Below are 22,080 nucleotides of genomic sequence, written 5' to 3' on the forward strand. Positions count from 1 at the left end.
TTCATAACTACTAGTATAGTGCAAAGAACGTAACACCTTTAATTGCAAAACATCAAAGGTGAAGACAAAAGCTAGGATTCACGGGTTAAACTCGGCTGAGTTAATGGGTTGTCATCATTGCGGATAAGTTTCTTTTTAAACTCGCGTTTAAGTAATAAATGACTTACCGCTGCTTGAATAAACACTGTGGCGATAGAGCAATACCAAATTTGTTCAATGTAAAAATCGTCTTGGTAGACTAAATAGATAACGGAGATTGCAAACAAAGATAAGCGAGTGAAAGTGCTAAGCAGCGCAGGCCATGTATTACCTAAAGCCTGAAACATCCCTGAAATTGCAAACACATAACCAGCAGGCACAAAATTAACACCAACAAAACTTAAAAAGGTTGCCGCTATTAAAATGACTTGTTGGCTTTCACTAAATCCAGAGACAAAAAAGCTCGGTACCCATAAACATAACAGCATTAATAAAGCCATTAAGCCACAGGTAAGTAATGCGGTTGTGGTAAAGGTTTTATAGACTCGGTCAATTTTACCCGCAGCATAATTTTGACCCGCAATAGCTGGTGCTGCAAAGGCAATAGCCATAACGGGTAAAAACAGTGATTGCATAATTCTAGAGCCTAAGCCAAAACCTGCTTGTGCTTCGGCCGACACGCGGCTTAATGCCCAATAAATTATCGACATATAAAGAAAGGTTAAGAAAAATTCGCCACCTGATGGCAAGCCGATATTTAAGATTTTTCTGACTGTTTTAATGTTTAACGAGAACGACAACCAATCAACACGTAAATATTGCTCCTGTCGATTGAAATAGCGGATTAACAGTACAAATGACAACGCCATTGACACACTACTCGCTAATCCTGCACCAGCAACACCCAGTTCAATGCCGTGTCCCCATCCGGTGATCATGATGGGTGATAAAATAATGTTGGCAATAACCCCAATAATGGATAGTGTCATGACGGGTTTTACCACCCCCGTGCCACGTAGCGCTGCACTTAGCGCAGTAAACACAAACTGCATTAATAGTGATGGTAAAAAGTAATAAAAGTAATTTTTAGCTAATGTTTGTGTTGTCACATCGGCTGCCATAAAACTAAAAAAGTAGTCTGCAAACAGATATCCAAACACAGTGAAAAGCAAGGTTGCCCAACTGGCAAGCGCCAGGGCCTGATTACAAAGATGGTTTGCCTCATCATGGTCTTTTCTGCCAACGGCATGAGACACTAACGTTGCACAACCAATATTGAGTACTTGTGTTAACGCCATGACAAAAAAGAACACACTGCCAGCGCTACTCACTGCTGCAATTGCTTCAGAGCCAAGGCGTCCAACAAAATATAAATCGACTAAAAAGTACAGTGTCTGAATAAATAAACCAATCGCAATTGGCACTGCCATGGCAATAATATGTTTGGAAATATTCCCTTTAGTGAGGTCTTGCATAAATTTAGCTAAATTCCATTTTGTCTTTGAAAGGTACTGTTAACGTGCTTTGGCAAGTGCTTTATCTAATTCATCAGCAAACGCTTTTTTATCCGCATTTGAAAGTGCACTCGGGCCACCTGTTTCCACCCCACTGGCACGTAAAGTATCAAAAAAGTCACGCATATTTAAACGCGATTTAATATTACTAGCAGTTAGCAGTTCACCGCGAGGAGTTAAGGCAATTGCTTGTTTAGTAATAACTTCATCAGCAAGTGGGATATCTTGCGTAATCACTAAATCACCAGGGGCAACACGTTGTGCAATCACGTTATCCGCCACATCAAAGCCTTTTTCAACCTGTAAACGTTTTATAAATTGCGAAGGAGGAATGCGAAAACTATGATTCGCAATAAAGGTCGTCATGATTTGCGTGCGTTCAGCAGCGCGAAACAAAATTTCTTTAATCACAACCGGACAGGCATCAGCGTCTACCCAAATATTCATAAATTACCTATAACCACATTTTTTGCCAGATTATACGGGAACAAATAGGTTAAAAGCGAATGAATCAATGCTTTAATCTAACGTTCGTAAAATCAAGGGTAAAGGTTGTGCCCTGCTTATCAGATGTAACACTAATGGTAATTGCTAACCGATCACACAGGCGTTTTACAATGGCAAGCCCAAAACCAAGCCCTTGGCTGCTTTCGCTTTTTACGCCTTGTTCAAATACGGTATCAATAATTTGGTTATCAATCCCCTTGCCAGAATCACATAAAGTCAAACACCCTTGGTCATAACTAATAGCAATCATGCCACCATGTGTATGGTGAAATGCATTGCTAATTAAATTACTGAGTACCATTTTTAATGCATCTTGATTGCTGATAATTGTGGTATCAGGGGTCACATTGATAGCAAGTTCAATCGCTTTATTTTCAATTAATTTATGATGAACCAAAATAGCTTGCTCTATTAGCGGTAGCAGTTTTATGTCACTCAATTCATAGTCTTGCTCTCGTGCCATTGCTAATAAGCCAGACACCGACTGCTGCATATCACGTTGTGCATTCTCAATTCGGGATACCAATACCTGCTGTTCGTCGCTAAGAGGTGTTTCTTTTAATAACGCAAGCGCACCAACACTAATCGCGATTGGCGTACGTAACTCGTGTGAGGCATCTCGGGTAAAGTTTTGTTCACGTTCAATAAATTTTTGTACTCGTGTAAAAGCATTATCAAGTGCCTTGGCAAACACCCCTACTTCATCTTGTTTAAACTGTGAGGAAAAGCCAACTGGCATCTGATCCGATTGCGTGTTCGAAATAAGTTCATTTAATGTTTTTATTGGCTTAGTGATGCGTTTAGCTAAAAACCATGCAACTAAGATCACAATGAGTAATATAAAAGTGACAAAGAATAATGAAAAACTCAGCATGCCCCCTTTATTTTTCCTCACAATCAGTTGCTCGCTCACTTCAGCAACCAAATAGCCCTTAGTTAAAGCCACGATATGATAGTGCTTGTCCCCCTCTCCAGGAAATTCAGTACGATTTGGTTCATCAAGTAAGATGTTATAAATGACTTTCGGCAAAGCTTCTTTTGACTCTACATAATTAACAAAAGGGTAATGCGTCAAAATAGCTTGGTTTGTTGCCAACTGCTGCTCAACTTGCTCGCGCTCACCGTTTAGAATAAAGCGAAAGAAGCCATCTTCGACTTCATAAGAAAAAATAAACCCTAAACCAATAAAGAGTGTACTGACAAATAAAGCAATGCTGATAAACGACGTAATAATGCGCGTTCGAATTAATGTAAACACAATCTCAATCTCTTAAAAGGTTAAACTAAAGCCAACACCATGAATGGTTTTAATGATTGCTTGCTCGAAGGGTTTATCAAGCACTTTTCGAAGTTGATAAAAATGCGAGCGTAATGCATCTGAATCGGTTGGTTCATCTCCCCAAATTTTGTCGCACAACTCAGAACGCGAGACAGCCCTTGGATAGGCTTCCATCAAAATACGTAAGATTGCGAACCCTATCGGCTGAAGATGAATTTCAGTGCCTGCACGAATCACCTGTTTGCTGGCAAAATCTAACACCAGCTCAGTGTCGTCACGACCTAATTTGAGTTGTTTACTTTTGGCACTCACTTGTTGACGCTGAGTTATCGCTAAGCAGCGAACATAGAGCTCTTCGAGTTCAAATGGTTTTGTTAAATAATCATCCGCTCCTTGCTCAAATCCCATTACCTTATCGCTTAACGTGTCACGTGCCGTTAGCATAATAATCGGAATATGACGTTCTGCTTGAGCGCGTATTGCTTGACACACAACCAGACCATCCTTTTTTGGTAGTGCGATATCCAAGATAATACAGTCGTAAAAGTGTGAAAGTGCTAACGTAATTCCTTGTTCACCATCGTAAGCAAAATCCATAATAGCTTCTCGGTTGCTAAAGTAGCTGGCAATATTATTGGCAATTGCCACATTATCTTCCACCAGAAGTACTTTAAGCTGTTGTTCTTTCATTTTAAATGTTCCTTTTACGCTTAATCTACAACGCTAGCATTTAAAGGTAATTAACGTAAGGGGTTAACGTGATGAATAGCCACATAAGTGCACTCATTGCACTATTAAGTGCGATGAGTGCCAGTGTAAATTGTTTCACAAACATTAGCTTTCTCATTAAAGCGACTGAACGTCTGTCAGCAATGTTGCGATTTCCGGATTCTCTGGAAACTTCTTTTGTGCAGCTGATAGATGATTTTTAGCAGTGTTGAAATCATTGTCTGCCAGCAGGGTTTTCGCAATTGCTAGTTCAATAGCAGGATGGTTGACATCGCTGCTTGTAACCTTAAGTAACGTCAGCGCGGCTTCTCGTTCCATCTGGCTTTGCGCGTGCTTACCTAAATAGACGCCAAGCATCGCAAGTAGCATACTATCGTAGTCTTGTTTACTTGCGTTATAAGTAGCTAGTGCAGCGGTTTTATCAGCGACAAATTGCTCTGCTAGTTTAATGGTACGATCATCTTTAAACTCGATACTTTTCTCAAGAGTTAGACCCAACTTTTTGGCCACAGCAATTGCAGTATCAGTGGTAGAAAAAGGGTTTTGTCCCGTTAATAAATTGCCATCAAAACTTACTTGATTAAACATTAAGCTATCTTGTTGATATAAAGCGCCTTGCTCGCTTAATTTATCGGCTAGAGAAAAAGGCATTTGCCATTTTTTAGTAAACGCGCTCTCCTCTAAATTGGTAAAGCCAGATACACGCTTGCCCGCTAGCAAGTACTCACCACTACTTAATTTAACATCCAATAATGCAGCAGGCCCATGACACACAGCGCCAATAACGCCATCATTTTCATACACTTGTTTTATTATTTGTTTCACTGAATTGTCTGTTGCTAAATCAAACATCGGGCCTTTTCCGCCAACCACATAAACAGCATCGAAGTCTTGATGATTCAACGTAGCGAGTTTTTGCGTATTTTCTAATTGCGCTACAGCGCTTTTATCGTCTAAAAATTTGGCATTGTACTGTTTCGCTTTGTTGTATTTATCTGCCAATACTTTGCCCCCTTTTGGCGAAGCAAATGTTACTTTTGCACCTGCAGCTTTAAAAACCAAATACGACTTACTCATTTCATCAAATTCGTAACCTGGTTTTATCAATTCTCCCTGCGCATCAGTTTCGCCATAACTGCTTAAGACCATTAAAATATGCTTTTGCTCATCCGCCATTAAATTAAGTGAAGAAAGGCCGAGTAAACTTGCTAGTAAAGTGTGTTTAATTGGGTTTGTCATAACATGCTCCTTTTGATTGTTGAGTGCAATCTAACAAGGGGCATGTGAAGAAAGTGTGAAGTGAAAAGTGACGCTTTAAAAATTAGCTATTTTTTCTAACCGAAGTCATAAACTGTTCAACCTTGAGCGTAATGAATTCATCGACCGCTTCTTCAATCGATTCAACAGTGAAATTATGTAACTCAAGCACACGATCTGCTTGGTTTTCACTTATCAACTTGTCATTCAGTAAAAATTCCCACTCCGGTAACGACTTGTCATAACGCGGGATAACATTCAGTGCAACAAAAGGATAACTAAAATCAACCTTGTTTATCAGGCGGCAAAAGTCTTCAACATAATCGGCACCCGTCGGACCTAAGCAACCAGGTTCTAAACGAAAACGAATCATTAATTTTATATTAGACATATACCACCCTTTATTTATTAACAGCTGCAAAACACTGTTCAATTCAAACTATGTGATCGTTCTTAACATTTCGCAAGTGAATGTTTAGTAAATTATTGATAAATCAATTTTAGCGGCTTTGCCATTAAGTAGTAACTAAACAATTTTTTGTCACTTGAACACCAAGATAAGATAGCTTAGTGTATATTTTTTAACTAAACGGGAACACTCATGGAAGATTTTATCGCACAACTCGACCTAAACCAGTACCTACCAACTGCACTTGACTGGGTAACCAACCTAATATTAGCTCTGGCAATTCTAATCGTTGGTGTTTGGCTTGCTGGCAAAGTGAATAAAGCCATCATCAACATTGCCAATAAACACGCCCAACTTGATGACACACTGTTTAAGTTTTTCGGCAGTGTTGCGAAATACACCATTTTAGCCTTTGTGGGTATTGCCGTACTAAATCGCTTTGGTGTGCAAACGGCTTCTATCATTGCATTACTTGGTGCAGCGGGTTTAGCAGTAGGTTTAGCCCTACAAGGTACATTGTCCAATTTAGCTGCGGGTGTAATGTTACTTATCTTCCGTCCTTATAAAGTGGATGACTTTATCGAAACCGGCGATCAATTTGGTAAGGTGGCAGAAATAGATATGTTCACCACTATTTTACATACCTTTGATAATCAACGTATTATCATTCCAAATAGCGATATTTGGGGCAGCAAAATTATCAATCATTCTCACCATGCTATACGTGGTGTAGATATGCGATTTGGTATTGCCTATGACGAAAACATTGATGCAGCCCGCAAGGTAATAGAGGGCGTATTAAGCGCACACCCTCATGTATTGAATGAGCCAAGCCCTTTTGTTGAGGTAGAAACACTCAACAATAGTTCTGTGGATTTTTTAGTGCGTCCATTTTGTCAGGGTGAGCACTATTTCGATATTTTATACTCAGTACCAGAGCAAATTAAAAAAGCCCTTGATGAGGCCAATATTGAAATCCCATTCCCTCACCGCAAAGTAATCTTAGTTAATGAAAGCAAATAACTAAGCAATCAGGTGGTGTTTCTTCACTAAACTAAACACCACTCTTTTAGCCTAAAAGGATAGCAATGAATCTAAACCAAGTTACCTTACCCGTCACAGATATGAACCAAGCTGTGACTTTTTATCAAACGCTCGGTTTTGAACTTATCGTCGACACACCACATTATGCACGTTTTGCCTGTCCCATGGGCGGTTCAACATTTTCATTATCACTAGAAGGTCAAACCATAAATGGTGCCATAATTTATTTTGAGCACCCAGATCTCGATAACTGGGTTGAGCAACTGATTGCAAAAGGTATTTCGTTTATAACACTGCCAACAGATCAACGATACCTTTGGCGAGAGGCCGTGTTAGCGGATCCTTCTGGTAATAAAATCAAGCTCTATTGGGCTGGGGAAAATCGATTAAACCCGCCTTGGCGCGTTCAAAATTAATTATTTCATTTAATGATCATTAGTAAAGGAAGTATATGCAACTAGCTCAACTTAATATCGCACTGCCCAAATACCCCCTTGATGCCGCTGAAATGAAAGACTTTGTTGATAATTTAGACTCTGTCAATGCATTGGCTGAGCAAACGGATGGGTTTATATGGCGATTGCAAGATGACTCAGGTGATGCCACCAGTATTCAAGCATTCGAAAACCCCAATATGCTCGTTAATATGTCTGTTTGGCAAACAGTTGATAGCTTAAAAAACTTTATGTTTCGCACCCATCATCGCGATTTTATGCGCCGTAAAAATGAATGGTTCGAGAAACTTAATGAAGATAACTATGTGCTTTGGTGGTTAGAAGATGGTCATATTCCGACTGTAGCAGAAGGTATTGCACGGTTAACACACCTTCGTAATGAAGGTGATTCGCCTTATGCCTTCAGTTTCAAAACAAACTTTACGCCTCTGGATCTCAAAACTGAACTAAGTCATTCAGTTCAACCACAATAATATCTGCTGTGCTCAAAGGGATAACAACCCAGCCGTTATCCCAAATTCATTTTTACATTAAGCCAATTTTTAACTGGGATAAGCCATGCATCGTTAGGTCTGTAAAATGCGCCATGAGAAAGCCCAGTATTAATCCCAACTTCCTCAAATGAAGTTAACGACATACTTTTGGCTTTTAATTTCACGCACGACTTTGCACCATCACTTTTCTCGTAAATCGATAACACATGACCATACACTTGAATATTTGCATGTTTAGACGAAATAAGTCGCCCACACCCGGCAAGTAATACTGTGTTAACCCCAACATCCGCAAGGTAGTTAGATGTCAGCCCAGTAATAAATGCACCTCTAGAAAAACCAACAACAGTGATGTGTGATGGCTTTACGCCATGTTTAACAAGCGTTCGAATGTTTTCGCTTAACGCCTTGGCATACACAAATGGGTCAGTATTCTTTTTTCGGTGCGTTGCAATCAGGGTATAACTAGGGTTTGCTAGGGCCTTTTTTATATTTGGAAAATCGTACAGTCCCCAACGATGTTTCGTCTCTACCGGCCTAGGGTTATCGCCTTCAACAATATAGCCATGAGAATAAAACACAAATTTGTCAGCAGCGCTGTAATTTTCTGGTATGTGAGAAAGCACTTCCTTTGCCATCAGACTGGCAGATACCATCAAACTTAAAATACAGGCAATCCTTTTCAAAAAAGTGGGGAGTTTTAACATCGCTTTCAATTACTTTGTAAATAAATGAATTTTAAGCGTTAATTAGAAGCTTGTATATCGATAACCTAGTTGCGATTGATCATTTGATCACACTTTCCTCTTTCTTGCCTAGCTGAATGAAGGTAGAAGCGAGCGCAGGATTCATTAGCTTTTGCTCGATATTGGCTTGAAGTGCTAGGCACACATCAATTACCGCGATATTAGAACACTTAAACAGAACAAAAATAGAAAAATTAATCTCAACACGCCCTAAGCACATTTATTTACCACAACTCGAGTTAATAAATTGTTAATCCAATTGAATTCTGTATCATAGTTTTGAACGCAAACAACAACTTAAATGGAAGCCCAATGATAAAAACAATACTGAAGTGGCTAATGCTGAGTATAGTAATACTGGCATTTTTAGCAGGCGCATTTGTCGCTCACGAGTGGTATGCCAAAAAACCGCTGCGATTCAAATCGTACGTAGATCGTACTATGGTAAAAATGGCGTTTGATAGCCCTGAAACGCTTACATCTCTCGGTTTTTTAGAGAGTTTAGGGTTTACTAGTCACAATGCAGAGCTTGATGATGCAAGCCTTGCAAAAGACGATGAATTGTTCGCCTTATTACCCGAAATTAGACAAGGTGTGCTGCAATATGACGATAACGATCTCGATAAATCAGATCGTATGTCAAAAGAGATCGCGCTCTATTTACTTGATTTTGGCGTTGAAGCCAGCGAGTTCCGTTACCATAGTTACCCTGTAAACCAATTATTTGGCATTCAAAATGGCTTTCCTAGCTTTATGGATGCACAGCATCAGGTAAATTCTCTCGAAGATGCCAATAACTACATTAGTCGTTTATCACAAGTGAAACGCAAATTTTCACAAAGTTTAGAAGGACTCAAAATACGCGAAGAAAAGAACATTATTCCACCTCGTTTTGTTATCGACCGCGTATTAGACGAAATGACCACGTTTGTCGACACACCGATTAATGAAAATATCCTATACACCTCGCTACAAGCTAAAATGAACAAAGCGCAAGAGCAGGCGAAAAGTTCGGGGGATTCAGTGTTTGATGCCCAAACTCAAGCACAAATCCTCGCAGATGTGGAAGTGGCAATGACCGAATCCGTGCACCCTGCGTATCAGCTTTTTATTGATTATTTTACAGCACTACGCGACAAAGCGACGACCGACGACGGCTTTTGGAAGTTGCCAAATGGTGATAAAGCTTACGCTAGCTCACTTAAATTTTTCACCACCACCAACTACACTGCAGACTTTATTCACCAAACCGGCCTTGAAGAAGTAGCACGTATTCAAGGTGAAATTCTTGCAATTTTAACCAGTGAAGGTTTTGATACAAGCCTTGGTTTTAGTAATGCTATCGAGGCGTTAAAAGCCGATGAGCGTTTTTATTACCCGGATACCGATGAAGGTCGCGAACAGATATTAGCTGATTACCAAACTATCTTAGACGAAATTGATAAAGGACTGGACGGCGCATTTAATATTCGACCTAAAGCAGGCATGAAAGTACGCCGTATTCCAGAATTTAAAGAGAAAACCGCACCGGGAGCTTATTATCAGCAGCCCGCCATCGATGGTTCTCGACCAGGCTTATTTTTTGCTAACTTATACGACATAAAAGCAACCCCTAAGTACTCAATGCGCACACTCGCCTATCACGAAGGTATTCCAGGTCATCATTTCCAAATTGCCATTGGCATGGAAGCAGAAGGCTTACCACTTTTTAGACGTATGTCGCCATTTACTGCTTACACCGAAGGTTGGGCGCTTTACGCTGAGCAAGTTGCATGGGAGCTAGGCTTTCAAAACGATCCTTACGATAATATTGGCCGCTTACAAGCTGAACTGTTCAGAGCCGTTCGTTTAGTGGTAGACACAGGTATTCACCATAAACGCTGGACCCGTGAACAAGCCATTGACTATATGCTTAAAAATACTGGCATGGCTGAATCAGATGTCACATCTGAAATTGAACGTTATATTGTGATGCCAGGTCAGGCAACCGCATACAAAGTTGGTATGATGAAAATTTTAGAAATTCGCGAAAATGCAAAAGCAGCACTTGGTGATAAGTTTGATCTTGCTGAGTTCCATGATGTAGTGCTGAAAAATGGCGCAGTGCCATTGGACATTTTAGCGCGCATTGTTGATGACTACGTTAGCAGTAAACAATAATCTACAAGCCAACAATACAAAAAAGAGCAGTTAATCCTGCTCTTTTTTTATTTAACAATGTGAATACTTGCTAACGCTGGGATTGTGCATTGAAATAGTCGGTTGTACCATGTGCTTCGATGGCTTCTGTCAAAGCTAATAACGCCACATTATACACGCTGTCGCGAAGTGATATGCCTTTGTCAGTATAAATATCCCACGCATTTTCAAATGCGCTTTCCAGCTTTTGATGCAGCTTTTCTTCAACTTTATCAAGTGACCACTGTTCACCTTGTCGGTTTTGCAACCACTCAAAATAGCTTACGATAACACCGCCCGAGTTGGCTAAAATGTCGGGTACAATAGTGACATTATTTTCCTGCAAGAGACTATCAGCATCACTTTCAACCGGGCCATTAGCAATTTCTACAATGTATTTTGCTTTGACGTCATTTGCATTATCTTTTGTGATTACCCCATCAAGGGCTGCAGGGATCAAAATATCCACACCCATGGTGATCAAATCTTCATTGCTAATATGATCAAAATCTAAGGTTTCGCACACAGATTGGTTACAGTACACCGCAGTTAATTTTTTACTGCGCTGTTTTTCTTGATAAATACTGGCAACATCCAATCCCTGTTCACGGTAGATGCCGCCTTGCGAATCACTAATTGCAACGATATTAAATCCCGCTTGCTGCAGTAATTTTGCACAGTGATACCCACCATTACCAAAACCCTGAATCGCAACGGTTAATTCACTTGGCTTTAACCCTAACTTGCTAACTAACATCTGAGTGCAAATAAAGGCCCCTCGCCCTGTAGCACTTTCACGGCCTAAACTGCCACCCAATGAAATCGGTTTTCCCGTAATCACTGCGGGTGCTTTACTGCGCGTGATTTTTTCATATTCATCCATCATCCAACCCATAATGCGTGCGTTGGTGTAAACATCAGGGGCTGGAATATCAGTATCTGGACCAATAAAGTCTGCCATTGCGCGCACATAGGCTCGCGATAAACGCTCTAATTCCATAGGGGATAATTTTTTAGGGTTTACAGTCACCCCACCTTTGCCACCGCCCAACGGTAAACCGACCACCGCACATTTAAGCGTCATCCAAAAGGCTAACGCTTCAACCTCATCTTGATTAACGTCTTGATGAAAACGGATCCCCCCTTTGCAGGGACCTAAAATATCATTGTAGCGACAACGGTACCCTTTAAAGTATGCAAGTCTGCCGCTGTCTAATCGTACTGGTAAATTAGTTGCCAGAGTTGCATGAGGGTGACTTAATGCTTCGATAACTTGGCTGGATGTATTCGCTTGTTTGCCAATACGATGCAAACGCTCAATGGCACTTGCGAGAACTGAGTTACTCATACCTACTCCTTAGTATTTTCTTATAATTAAAGGTAATTTTTATAGAAATTCAAATTCTTAGTATTAAAAGCTGTGCCAACACAACGCTAACCTGTGTAGATTCAAAACAGCTTATAAAACACTGCAAATCAGTTAGAAATTGATACTGTATTGAGACTGTTTTGGATTAACTAAGATGAAAACAAGCAAAATGGTTGGTATTAAGGTGCTTTAAACACGTAATAAATCATAAAGGTAAAAGGAGTGTGGAAGATTTGAAAAGGTGGGGATACATTCGCCCTTTCAATCATCAAAGGATTTGAAAGGGCGTTGTAATTGTCAGTATGTTTAGAAAATTAAGAGGCAGTTTGTTTACGCGACTTAGCCACCACCTTTTCAACACTCTTGCCTGTTACTGCCCAAATAAGTAACCCCGACCATGCAATAAAGGAGAATCCAGCAGGCACACACGCTGCAGCGATTATTTTTACATGTTTTCGGTTTAGGAAAAATGCAAGTAATGCAGGCAAAAACCACAAAAATAGCGTAACGAGCGCCACACCTAAAATAAATACAGGGTTTGCATTAGCAAATAATTCTTCAAAAAAAGTAAGCGTTTCCATAGGTCAATTTCCAGTTCATTAAGTAAGTAACATGGCTAGACTAATTTATTCAAAACATGGAAAGCACGTTAAGTGTTAAGCGGTTATATCGAATGATTGACGGTAAGAGGGTAAAAAGAGCCTTGTAGTAAAGGGTTACTACCCGTTTGTTTTATCTAATCGTTATTATTCAAGGCGTATGTTAAACAGGTTACGCGTAACATCGAGGTTAGGTTTTTAACACTGCCATGACGCGCTATAACCTCTTGATACAAGGTGGCAATAAATTCTGGCACAGTAACATTTTCAGCATCGGCAATGTGCGCCAATATTTGCCACATCTTATTTTCAAGCGAAATGCTCGTCACCTGACCTTGCAAGCGTATCGACCTTTTGGTGCTGTCGTAAGACGATTGCGGTTCTTGAGCATATAATTCACACATAAGGGTTTCCGTTTATGGCTAAAATGATTCACAGCATGATCCGCGTAGTAAACGAATCAAAGTCACTGCAATTTTACCAAACTATTCTTAACTTAACAGAAAAACGCCGCATCACATTTGATAGCTTTTGTTTAATTTATCTCGGTAATGATGAATCTGATTTTGAACTTGAATTAACAGTAAACTTTGATACCAAATGCGCTTACGAGCATGGCAATGGCTACGGCCATCTTGCGGTGAGCGCCGAAAATATTGAACGTATTCACCAAAAAGCGTGCAATCTTGGTTATCAGCCAAAAGACATCAAATCATTTTACAATGGCGATGAGTTGGTTGCTAAATTCTTCTTTATCAACGACCCCGATGGCTACGCCATCGAAGTCATTGAACGTTCCGACACCTTTAGCTAAGCGTCGCTAGTTTGTATTTTGCGCGGCATTGTCATCTGCTAACTTTTCTTCTTTAGAAAGAATAATAAAGCCACGCGTTACGGGAATAGCAATTTGTGAAATTAACGCTGTTCCCCATAACATATTGCCCACCAAAGCCGGTACATAAGGCACGACAAAAAAAGTAATAACGGCTAACGCAATACCAAATAACCTAATTGCTGGCGTGGCAAATCGATGAGCAATGCGCGTTTCAATAGTCGATTGGATCCACATTAAACACACTAAATAAAGCGCTAATCCCGCGCAGCCAACTGCCGCATATTTTAAAGGAAAAGGTTGCCAAAAACCGACTTTAACCTCACCAGCCAATGCAACCCCCACCATCACCGCAGCAAGCATTAAAAATAAATGGGCTATCCACCAGCTAACCAGAGTCCATTTTTTTGTGTCTTTCGGTTTACCATTACCGACAAAATCAAAATAAATCCAACACAGAACAAAAACAGCAAAGCCGCCAAACACAAAGTTAACAAAAATTTCAGGGCTCACTTTATACACGCCTTTTTCTGACAAGGTGATAACGAGCTTAAAAAAGCCCTCGCCCACCACAATCAACAGCAATAACGCAAAGCGCTCAGCCATATGCCCTAATCGTGGCACAAAACGGCTGCATTCTAACACCCCAACTTTTGGCAACATGTAAAGCAATTGAATGCTAATAATGCCTAAAGCAAACACCACAAAGTTAATCGGCTTAGGCAAAAAGGCGCTTATTGCGAATACCACAGCCAGTAAAAAGAAGTTGCGACTAACTTTGCTAGCCAATACCGTTTCTTCAACCCCTAACTGGTTGGTGCGGTAAAATAAATAAGCCGTAATAAATCGATTAAAGGCATAAGCGAGTGCAAAATAAGCCCAGCCTTTATCGAGAATGTGTGGTATGGATGCTGCCATCACCATTGCACTGACAATTTGGATTGACATTAATAAGCGATGTTTAACATCAGTACTGACGTAAAGTGAATTAAAGACACTCGAATCAGCCCAAGCAAACCATATGGCAATAAATATACCTGCAAATACCGCAAAACCACTTAGTGTAAGGTGATCACTTAAGAAATTACCTAACAAAAATACAATCACAACATGAATAAGATCATAAAATAGTTCTATCCAATGAACATGATCGTGAGATTTTTCTACGTCCATATGATGTTGTGGCGCACGCCACATCGGATGTCTGTCTAACGGCATAATATGACTCTGTCATTGCTTGTGTAACTTTTAGCATAAGAGATTTTTTAAGGCTGATAAACCCCATTCTTCTTAACGTATTGTTTAGATTACTGACTATCGTTTAGTGCTAACACGCTTCATTAAGCCGTAAAGCTCGCCTTGTAAGGTATTCACGTCCCTATTTTATGTAATTCCATCACCTATTTAGGAAAAAGATTCCTAAATAGAATAAATATCAAACATTAATGCGAATTATTAGCATTTGGTATTTCAATACTGTTTTATTTTCTATAGAATGCCCGCACTTTTTCTGGGATTATTAGGTTTAGTATGAAGTTAAATCACATTACCAAAGCAATTACACTGTCACTTTTATCACTTTCAGCAGCCGCTGTAGCAGATGAAAAAAAATTAGAAGTTATTGAAGTAAAAGGCACTTACTTTAACGATTACAAAGTAGATGATGCCTCTGGCGCAATGCGTGGTAACACATCACTACTTGAAACAGCACAGTCTGTTACTGTTATCCCAGAAACCATTATTTACGAGCAACTTGCAACCACATTAGGTGAAGTATTAATTAATGATGCCAGCCTTTCACCCGGCTCAAAACAACGTAACCGTGAAGTATTTAATTCACGCGGTTTTGCCCTTAGTTCATCAAATGGTTATTTACGTGATGGCCATCAACACTGGTCGCACTACCAGCAGCCAATTGAAACACTATCACGTGTAGAGGTCATTAAAGGCCCTTCAAGTGTGCTTTACGGCCAGTCGGCACCGGGTGGATTAGTTAACATGGTTACGAAAAAGCCTACGTCATCATCGCTGTTAGATATCAGCGCAGACGCGGATCAAAATGGCTCTACACGTTTTATGTTAGATGCTGGCGGTAACTTAATTGAAAACCTAAATTACCGTGGTGTGTTAGTAAAACAAGATGTGGTTTATGACCGTGAATACGCAAATGGCGAAAACCGTGAACGCGATCGCTTTTTAGGTTACCTCGCCGTTGATTACGCGGTTACTGACGACCTCATAGTTAATGTGTATTACGACCAAACAGACGACAAAGCAGGCCTTGATACCGGTGCTTGGTTAAACAGTAACGGTGATGTAATTGGCGATAAAGAGTATATCTATGACTTTTCATGGGCATTTACCGATATTCGCGTTAACAACCTCGGTACAAAAATCGATTATCACCTAAACAATGACTGGCAAATGACGTTTGGTTACAACGAGCAAACATTTGAGCGTCAACGTTTTGAGTCTGCACCACGCAAACCTTCTGATTACGCAGTTGGTGATAGCTATGAATCACGCCCATACGACCGCTTTGATGACTGGCAATTTAAAACCATGTATTTCGATGTGAAAGGTGAATTTAACACAGGTAGCATCCGCCATAACCTGCTTGTGGGCGCTAACAGCTTAGATTACTACTACGGTCAGCTACGCGTAAAAGCAGCAAGTGTTGATTACACGCCAGGAAACACAGAACCAACGCGTCCAGATATTTCATACAAAACGGATGATACGCTATACACCAGCGAGTACGATTTCTACGGTATTTACTTACAAGACTTAATAACCTTTAACGATACTTGGCAAGTATCGCTAGGTGGCCGTTTTGATAAGCAAAACAAAGAAGGTGCTGACAACGAATCATTTGTTCCTAAAGTAGGTGTGCTTTATCACCCAGTAAGCGATGCCACTGTATATGTAAGCTATGCCGAAGGCTTTGAGCCACAAAGCAGCGAAACATTAAATGATGAAACCGATAAAAACCACGGCATGAAGCTTGATGCAGTGACATCCGAGCAATTAGAACTTGGTTTAAAATGGCAAGTGTCTGATCGCTTAATGATTGATACTGCGGTGTTTGATATAGAAAAAAGCGGCGTATTAGTACGTGAAACACTGATTGACGACCCTAATTTTGAAACCATCACAACCCAAGCTGGTTTACAACGTCACAAAGGCTTTGAAGCATCAGCACAAGGTGCTGTTACAGATACGCTTTTCGTCATGGCATCAACCATGTACCTAGATGCACAATACGAGCGTGACAGTAACTATGAAGGCAAAACACCTGTGGATGCGCCAAAATGGTCAGCGTCGCTTTGGTCGCGTTACGAGATGACCGAAAAATTAGCACTTAATGCGGGTTTAATCTACCAAGGCGAGCGCTTCGCGGATGCTGATAATACGATCACTAAGGATGCATACTACCGCATTGACCTTGGTGCGACATTCAGCACACTAATTGGCGGACAAGATACCGATTTTCGTTTCAATATCGAAAATGCATTGGATGAAGATTATCTTGCTGGCGGCGGTGTAAATAATGTCACCATTGGTGATGCACGCACTGCTCGTTTTGAAGTTCGCGTATCACTTTAATAACTAATGTTAACGCATTAACCGTCAATTAATGCATAAATAAGGCGAGCAACCTCAAGGGTGGCTCGCTTTTATCGTTACAATGAGCAATCAATTATGAGTATAAGAAAAGCCTTTTTTTGGCTTCACCTAATTATTGGCTGTATAGCCGCCCTGTTTATTTTTTTAATGTCGGCAACCGGTGCCCTATTAACCTATGAACGTCAAATTATTCATTATGCTGAGAAAAGCGACTACCCAGTAGCGCCAACTAGTAATGCAAAAACGCTTTCGCTGGATCAATTAATCCCCATTGCAAATAGTTTTTCCCATAAAAAGCCACTCAGTATCGCCATTCGAAATGAGCAAAATGCCTTTGTGCAAGTAAAAGAAGGCCGCAAAACCCTTGCCTACTTAAACCCTTATACAGGTGAAAAAATGGATGAGCCAGGGCTTGCCACCAAAACCTTTATGCGCAAATTACGTGCCTTTCACCGCTGGCTCACACTCGATGGCAGCTTCAGCGAAACAGGTCGTTGGGTTAATGGCATCGCCAATGTGATTTTCTTTGTATTGGTACTTTCGGGGCTTTATTTATGGTTGCCAAAACGCTTTAATAAACGCGCCTTTAAACAAAAGCTTACCTTTGGCAAGTCTTACCCAAACACTAATGCCCGCGACTACCAATGGCATAATGTGTACGGCATTTATCTTGCGCCTGTACTGGCAGTAGTGATTGCAACGGCGTTCTTTTTCTCATTTAAATGGCCGGGTAATACGTTAAAAGAGGTGGTATCGACTCAGGCAAAAATAGAAAAGCTTACAGCAACACCCTTAACCCAAGGCACAGCTCAATCGCTTGAAGTGTTATTTAAAAACGCCATAAACCAAACGCCAGATTGGCAACGTGCCCAATTTAGCTTACCAAAAACAACAATGGATAAACTGGCGTTTAGCCTTGATACGGGTACAGGTGGCGAGCCACAAAAACGTTTAACGGTAACGGTTGATACACAAACAGGCGCTATATTACAAATAATCACCTTTGATGATTTATCAACCTACCGAAAAGCACGCAGTTACATTCGCTTTTTACACACAGGCGAAGCGTACGGCATTATCGGCCAAACCATCGCAGGCCTTGCCTCGCTACTTGCATGTTTACTCGTTTATACCGGCATTATGCTTTCATGGCGTCGCTGGCAAAACTACCGCTTACGAAAAGCAAAATTAGCAGTAGAAACTGCTTAATATCATCAAACTAAAAAAGGCTAACGCGAGTTAGCCTTTTATGTTTTACTCACATCCCTCATCAAATCAACTTTACATTGCCCACATCAAAAACTATTGGTAACCTACGGAAATTATTAAATAAAAAACTTATTAGTCTGAACATTTATGGATGCGGATAACTTCCTTAAATCGAAATGCGCACTAATAAGCTGTTATATATTTCAGGAGACTAGGTGTTCAATTTTATAATAGGAGCTATTTTGGGCACATTTATCTCCTTTGTGTTATTTGTAATTATTTTGGTTTCAAACTTTAACTTTGATGGATCTCTGATTACCAATATTGTCATTGCATCTGCGACTGTTGTAGCAACAGCAATTCACTTTGATTCCATTAGAAAACAAAGACGAGATCGCGTTTGGGAAATAAATAAAGATATGCTCCTTAGTTTTGCTCATTCACTTTCTTTAGTTATACAGGCTTCTGAATACCATGCGGAAGAAGTATACAATCGTAATAGAGAAATTAACGAACCGCCAAAAAACCGAGAGCCTGAGAAGGACGTTTATAAGAATTTTTATCATATTCAAGAACAGGTTTTAAATGTATATGGAACGCTAATGGATAAAGAGTTAATAGGTAATATTCAATCTTCAAAAGAAAGTAATGAATATATTCATGAAGCATTGGATCATGATGCTATAGATATAGAAGACGCCTACGATAAATCCATTGAGGAATATAAGAAACTACAAAATAGTTTAAATACTTTTATAACTCAGTTGTCTGGCATAAAAAATATATAACAAGTTACTCAAAAGGACGTAAAACGCTTGGCTTGCGCTCCTCGTCGCTAATTTTAGCCAAGCATTTTACGCCCATTAGTAAGGCGTTATAAGCCCAAATAGAATCAGCGTATATTATTAAATAATATTGTTCATATCTATTTCGCAGCCTGAAATTTTCATTTCTTTTGCAAGTTTGAACTTCCATGCACCAGCAGCATCAAGAGTCTCGTAAACAACGCCACTGATATCATTTGGCTTTTCAAGATCTCCTTTAACTATTGCCGTTACGTTTTCTCTACCTAACTTACCAATAAAATACCCATGCTCAAAAACTACATTTTGACGCGATCTAGGAGATAGCGCTGTTACTCCAGCCTTAGCTCCTACATCACAAGGGGTATATAAAACTATGGCAAAGCATACTTCATCTGCATATTTCTCAATTTTCTCAATTATCGTTTTACTTGAGCTAGCTTGTTCATGCAATATTATTGGGACAAGCCCAACTTGACTTACAAATCGAGCCAATTGCTCTTTTGCTAAGTCATCATGACCATGAACAATAAATACCTTGTTTTTATCGTTCGTTGTTTTGCTAAAGGCTGGTACTTTTTGTTGGGCTGGTTGAGTAAAATGTTGCTTCACAGGTGCAGTATTCGCAGGTATGTTTTGTTGCACGGGCGGAAAAACCCCAACAGCTGATGGGCTATTAACTGGCACACTTTGTTGCGCAGGTTGGAAGGAGCCTGAGCTAAATGGTTGGCTAACAACATGTGGTGCTATTGTTCCGTGAGAGCCTTCTAGTCTGGCAGCTATTTGTAAACAATGAATTTTTAATTCTTGATTTCTATTTTTGTGGTGAGGGTAAAGCAACCTTTTTTCATCATCGTCTTCAATAATGTCTCTAATTAATTTGCCAACTAATTGATTAGGCTCTAAGTCCCAAATAGCACGCATTCTATTTGCTTTGGAACCAGAACCTATTTCATACTTATTTGAATAAAGCTCTAAATCAACGGATTCAGCAACAAATTGCGCCAGTGAATTATTAGAAAAATCTAAAAAATAACCACCACCCATTTCAAAATAAGTTTCTAGTTTTCTGCGTTCTTTAGTGGTTAAATCTGACATTTGTGTCCTTTATCAATTAAATCAAATGGCTAGCTTGTTTCGTTGGTTTATATTAACCTTGCAAAGGGCTTATAACAAGCAACTAAAGCGGGACTGCTAAAGCTTGGCTCGGTTCCGCTTTGCTACACAGTTTAGCCAAGCATTATCAGCCCCTTAGTGTGGGCGTTAGGCTTCTTGGAGGTAATTTTTGAAAGAAGTTGTAGAGTCTACATTCTTTAACGATGAATATTTAGCGAGCATAGCTATATGCTTGTTGGGAGAGATTGAATCAGCTAGGGAGGGGCAAAGGTTTCAGAAGATCATACCTTCAATGGCTTTTTCTTGCTTCGCATTAGAATCTAAACTCAATTCCTGTGGAAAAACTATCTTTAAAGGGGCTGAATTAAAAAAGTTTATGAATAGCCAATTACAGGGAAAAGCTGATTGGTTACTTTCTCGAATCGAAGCAGATACAACAAACCCTGACGTTGCAAAAAATCGTGAAACAATCACTGAAATGATTTCATTTCGTAACGCAGTCACGCACTCTAAACCAATTGATTTCCAAGAAGAGAGAGAACTAATCGGTTTAGAAAAAATTAACCCTAAATTTTTGGTTCCTAGGCGAAGCGATACGGATTTTATGAAAACTTACTCTGCTGAAAAAGCAAATGATTTTTATGATGCGTTGACAAATTTCAAACTTATTTGGCTACATTATTCAGGTATCTACTTTGAAAAGAACGGAATCGAGCCGGATTATCATATTTCTAGAGCAAGGGTAGTTCCGAAGTAAACCTAACAAACAATCAATGGGGTCAGAGTCGTTGATCTTATTTGCCAGTGACGTTTTGGAGCGCACATTGAATTTTAGTGTTAACTCGAAGTTGTTAATCAGTGCTGGGATCATTGCCTCAGCTTCCGCTATTTGGCATCTGCTTTGTATTGTTGGTGGCCCTAGTTGGTTTGCATTTGCTCGCGCACCGCAATCGATTGTCGATTCAGCAGTGCAAGGTACTTTACTTGCACCTATTGGTACTATAATTGTTGCCGTTTTAATGTTTGCTTGTTCTGCTTTTGCTTTTTCTGCGGTAGGCATAATTCGTAAACTGCCTTTACTACGCCCAGCGTTAATTACCATTGCAATTCTTTGTTCGTTGCGTGGTTTAATTGCCATTCCAACATTTGTAACTCCAGCGGGATTGGATAGCTGGCAAATTGTAGCGAGCACTATTTGGTTTTATGTTGGTATTTGTTTTATAGCTGGTAGTATAGAGCATTATAGGTTCGGTAAATCAAGCACATAACGAACGTATTAACGCTTGGCTGTCGCGTTTTTCGCTAAGCTTAATCCGCCCCATTTTAGACGCTATATTTTAAGGAGAAAATAATGAACCCTGCAATTAAAGGATTAGGAGAAACGGTACTTAGAGTACGCGATCTTGAAAGCATGAAAAAATTCTATGCCAACATAATTGGGCTTGAATTAATTAAAGAATTTCCTAAGGTCGCATTTTTTAAAATTGCAGATGGCTTTGCAGGCCATACACAAGTAATTGGCTTATTTGCCGAAGAATTGCCTCGAGCATTTGTAAATGACAACATTTCTACTATTGAACCCGCTTGTTCTAGTCTGCATCATTTTGCATTAGAAATCTCATCAGAAGATTATTTAACCGAGAAGACACGGTTGGAAAACGCTGGTTGCGAAGTAATAACCGCTGAACATTCATGGTGTCAATGGCGTTCTATTTATGTAAAAGATCCCGAAAATAATGTTGTAGAGTTAGTCTGTTATGACGTGTCAGTAGTGTAAGAGTATAAAAACTGACTCAATTGCAAAAAAGCGATTTAATAGATGGTTGAAGGAAAAAACGAATAACATAATTAATTTTTTCCTTGCTAGCTTTTTGTTTAAACCAAGTTGCTATTGCTATAACGTGTCACAAACTAATGATAAGAATAAACAAGGT

Annotated in this window: 23 protein-coding genes; 11 read left to right on the plus strand and 12 right to left on the minus strand. The window is 39.8% G+C overall.

Going from position 1 to position 22,080, the window contains the following annotated elements; all coding sequences use genetic code 11:
* Positions 1–71: 71 nt before the first annotated feature.
* The 6 genes from OM33_RS19635 to OM33_RS19660 form a co-directional block, all read right to left on the minus strand.
* Positions 72–1,454 carry an MATE family efflux transporter gene (locus tag OM33_RS19635; protein WP_052141199.1) on the minus strand — a complete coding sequence of 461 codons (1,383 nt, stop codon included), beginning with the start codon at positions 1,452–1,454 and terminating at the stop codon, positions 72–74.
* Positions 1,455–1,493: 39 nt separating this feature from the next.
* Positions 1,494–1,940 carry a YaiI/YqxD family protein gene (locus OM33_RS19640; RefSeq protein WP_040136114.1) on the minus strand — a complete coding sequence of 149 codons (447 nt, stop codon included), beginning with the start codon at positions 1,938–1,940 and terminating at the stop codon, positions 1,494–1,496.
* 64 nt (positions 1,941–2,004) lie between these two features.
* The gene (locus OM33_RS19645; protein ID WP_052141200.1) at positions 2,005–3,258 is read right to left on the minus strand and encodes a sensor histidine kinase; all 1,254 of its coding nucleotides are present in this window, start codon (positions 3,256–3,258) and stop codon (positions 2,005–2,007) included.
* A 12-nt stretch (positions 3,259–3,270) separates the two neighbouring features.
* Positions 3,271–3,969: a response regulator transcription factor gene (locus OM33_RS19650; protein ID WP_040136119.1), complete on the minus strand. Its 699-nt coding sequence runs from the start codon at positions 3,967–3,969 to the stop codon at positions 3,271–3,273.
* A 156-nt stretch (positions 3,970–4,125) separates the two neighbouring features.
* Positions 4,126–5,247 carry a type 1 glutamine amidotransferase domain-containing protein gene (locus OM33_RS19655; RefSeq protein ID WP_040136120.1) on the minus strand — a complete coding sequence of 374 codons (1,122 nt, stop codon included), beginning with the start codon at positions 5,245–5,247 and terminating at the stop codon, positions 4,126–4,128.
* An 82-nt stretch (positions 5,248–5,329) separates the two neighbouring features.
* On the minus strand, positions 5,330–5,656 hold the full coding sequence (locus tag OM33_RS19660) for a hypothetical protein (RefSeq protein ID WP_040136123.1): 327 nt from the start codon (positions 5,654–5,656) through the stop codon (positions 5,330–5,332).
* A 210-nt stretch (positions 5,657–5,866) separates the two neighbouring features.
* Between OM33_RS19660 and OM33_RS19665 the strand changes: the two genes are divergently transcribed.
* The 3 genes from OM33_RS19665 to OM33_RS19675 all read left to right on the plus strand — a co-directional run bounded on the left by OM33_RS19665 (position 5,867) and on the right by OM33_RS19675 (position 7,646).
* Positions 5,867–6,697: a mechanosensitive ion channel family protein gene (locus OM33_RS19665; RefSeq protein ID WP_040136125.1), complete on the plus strand. Its 831-nt coding sequence runs from the start codon at positions 5,867–5,869 to the stop codon at positions 6,695–6,697.
* Between the two features lie 65 nt (positions 6,698–6,762).
* Entirely contained in the window at positions 6,763–7,134 is a 372-nt protein-coding gene (locus OM33_RS19670; RefSeq protein ID WP_040136127.1) for a VOC family protein, read from the plus strand.
* Positions 7,135–7,169: 35 nt separating this feature from the next.
* Entirely contained in the window at positions 7,170–7,646 is a 477-nt protein-coding gene (locus OM33_RS19675; protein ID WP_040136128.1) for a DUF3291 domain-containing protein, read from the plus strand.
* Between the two features lie 35 nt (positions 7,647–7,681).
* Here OM33_RS19675 and OM33_RS19680 read toward each other — a convergent pair whose 3' ends face one another.
* On the minus strand, positions 7,682–8,293 hold the full coding sequence (locus OM33_RS19680; protein WP_199922558.1) for an alpha/beta hydrolase: 612 nt from the start codon (positions 8,291–8,293) through the stop codon (positions 7,682–7,684).
* 432 nt (positions 8,294–8,725) lie between these two features.
* Here OM33_RS19680 and OM33_RS19690 point away from each other — a divergent pair, with 432 nt between their 5' ends.
* Positions 8,726–10,573 (plus strand): DUF885 domain-containing protein, encoded by a 1,848-nt coding sequence (locus tag OM33_RS19690; protein WP_199922559.1) that lies wholly within the window; start codon positions 8,726–8,728, stop codon positions 10,571–10,573.
* A gap of 70 nt (positions 10,574–10,643) precedes the next feature.
* Here OM33_RS19690 and OM33_RS19695 read toward each other — a convergent pair whose 3' ends face one another.
* The 3 genes from OM33_RS19695 to OM33_RS19705 form a co-directional block, all read right to left on the minus strand.
* Positions 10,644–11,939, minus strand: a complete 1,296-nt coding sequence (locus OM33_RS19695; protein WP_040136133.1) for a Glu/Leu/Phe/Val family dehydrogenase — start codon at positions 11,937–11,939, stop codon at positions 10,644–10,646.
* A gap of 335 nt (positions 11,940–12,274) precedes the next feature.
* Entirely contained in the window at positions 12,275–12,541 is a 267-nt protein-coding gene (locus OM33_RS19700; protein ID WP_040136135.1) for a superinfection immunity protein, read from the minus strand.
* 155 nt (positions 12,542–12,696) lie between these two features.
* The gene (locus OM33_RS19705) at positions 12,697–12,963 is read right to left on the minus strand and encodes a ribbon-helix-helix domain-containing protein (protein WP_040136138.1); all 267 of its coding nucleotides are present in this window, start codon (positions 12,961–12,963) and stop codon (positions 12,697–12,699) included.
* A 14-nt stretch (positions 12,964–12,977) separates the two neighbouring features.
* Between OM33_RS19705 and OM33_RS19710 the strand changes: the two genes are divergently transcribed.
* The gene (locus OM33_RS19710; protein ID WP_040136141.1) at positions 12,978–13,373 is read left to right on the plus strand and encodes a VOC family protein; all 396 of its coding nucleotides are present in this window, start codon (positions 12,978–12,980) and stop codon (positions 13,371–13,373) included.
* A 6-nt stretch (positions 13,374–13,379) separates the two neighbouring features.
* Here the strand turns inward: OM33_RS19710 and OM33_RS19715 are convergent, their stop codons facing one another.
* A complete protein-coding gene (locus OM33_RS19715) occupies positions 13,380–14,609 on the minus strand; it encodes a low temperature requirement protein A (RefSeq protein ID WP_052141202.1) in 1,230 nt (409 codons plus the stop codon).
* Positions 14,610–14,921: 312 nt separating this feature from the next.
* Between OM33_RS19715 and OM33_RS19720 the strand changes: the two genes are divergently transcribed.
* The 3 genes from OM33_RS19720 to OM33_RS19730 all read left to right on the plus strand — a co-directional run bounded on the left by OM33_RS19720 (position 14,922) and on the right by OM33_RS19730 (position 19,015).
* Positions 14,922–16,997: a TonB-dependent receptor gene (locus OM33_RS19720; protein ID WP_040136143.1), complete on the plus strand. Its 2,076-nt coding sequence runs from the start codon at positions 14,922–14,924 to the stop codon at positions 16,995–16,997.
* A 96-nt stretch (positions 16,998–17,093) separates the two neighbouring features.
* Positions 17,094–18,227, plus strand: a complete 1,134-nt coding sequence (locus OM33_RS19725; RefSeq protein ID WP_040137015.1) for a PepSY-associated TM helix domain-containing protein — start codon at positions 17,094–17,096, stop codon at positions 18,225–18,227.
* 215 nt (positions 18,228–18,442) lie between these two features.
* A complete protein-coding gene (locus OM33_RS19730) occupies positions 18,443–19,015 on the plus strand; it encodes a hypothetical protein (RefSeq protein WP_040136145.1) in 573 nt (190 codons plus the stop codon).
* Positions 19,016–19,132: 117 nt separating this feature from the next.
* Here OM33_RS19730 and OM33_RS19735 read toward each other — a convergent pair whose 3' ends face one another.
* Entirely contained in the window at positions 19,133–20,128 is a 996-nt protein-coding gene (locus OM33_RS19735) for a TIR domain-containing protein (protein ID WP_040136147.1), read from the minus strand.
* A 187-nt stretch (positions 20,129–20,315) separates the two neighbouring features.
* Here OM33_RS19735 and OM33_RS19740 point away from each other — a divergent pair, with 187 nt between their 5' ends.
* The 3 genes from OM33_RS19740 (at position 20,316) to OM33_RS19750 (ending at position 21,923) form a co-directional block, all read left to right on the plus strand.
* A complete protein-coding gene (locus tag OM33_RS19740) occupies positions 20,316–20,903 on the plus strand; it encodes a hypothetical protein (RefSeq protein ID WP_199922560.1) in 588 nt (195 codons plus the stop codon).
* Between the two features lie 67 nt (positions 20,904–20,970).
* On the plus strand, positions 20,971–21,414 hold the full coding sequence (locus OM33_RS19745) for a hypothetical protein (protein ID WP_199922561.1): 444 nt from the start codon (positions 20,971–20,973) through the stop codon (positions 21,412–21,414).
* A gap of 83 nt (positions 21,415–21,497) precedes the next feature.
* On the plus strand, positions 21,498–21,923 hold the full coding sequence (locus OM33_RS19750; RefSeq protein ID WP_052141204.1) for a VOC family protein: 426 nt from the start codon (positions 21,498–21,500) through the stop codon (positions 21,921–21,923).
* Positions 21,924–22,080: the final 157 nt, after the last annotated feature.

The organism is Pseudoalteromonas piratica (genome assembly GCF_000788395.1).
Taxonomy (GTDB): Bacteria; Pseudomonadota; Gammaproteobacteria; order Enterobacterales; family Alteromonadaceae; genus Pseudoalteromonas; species Pseudoalteromonas piratica.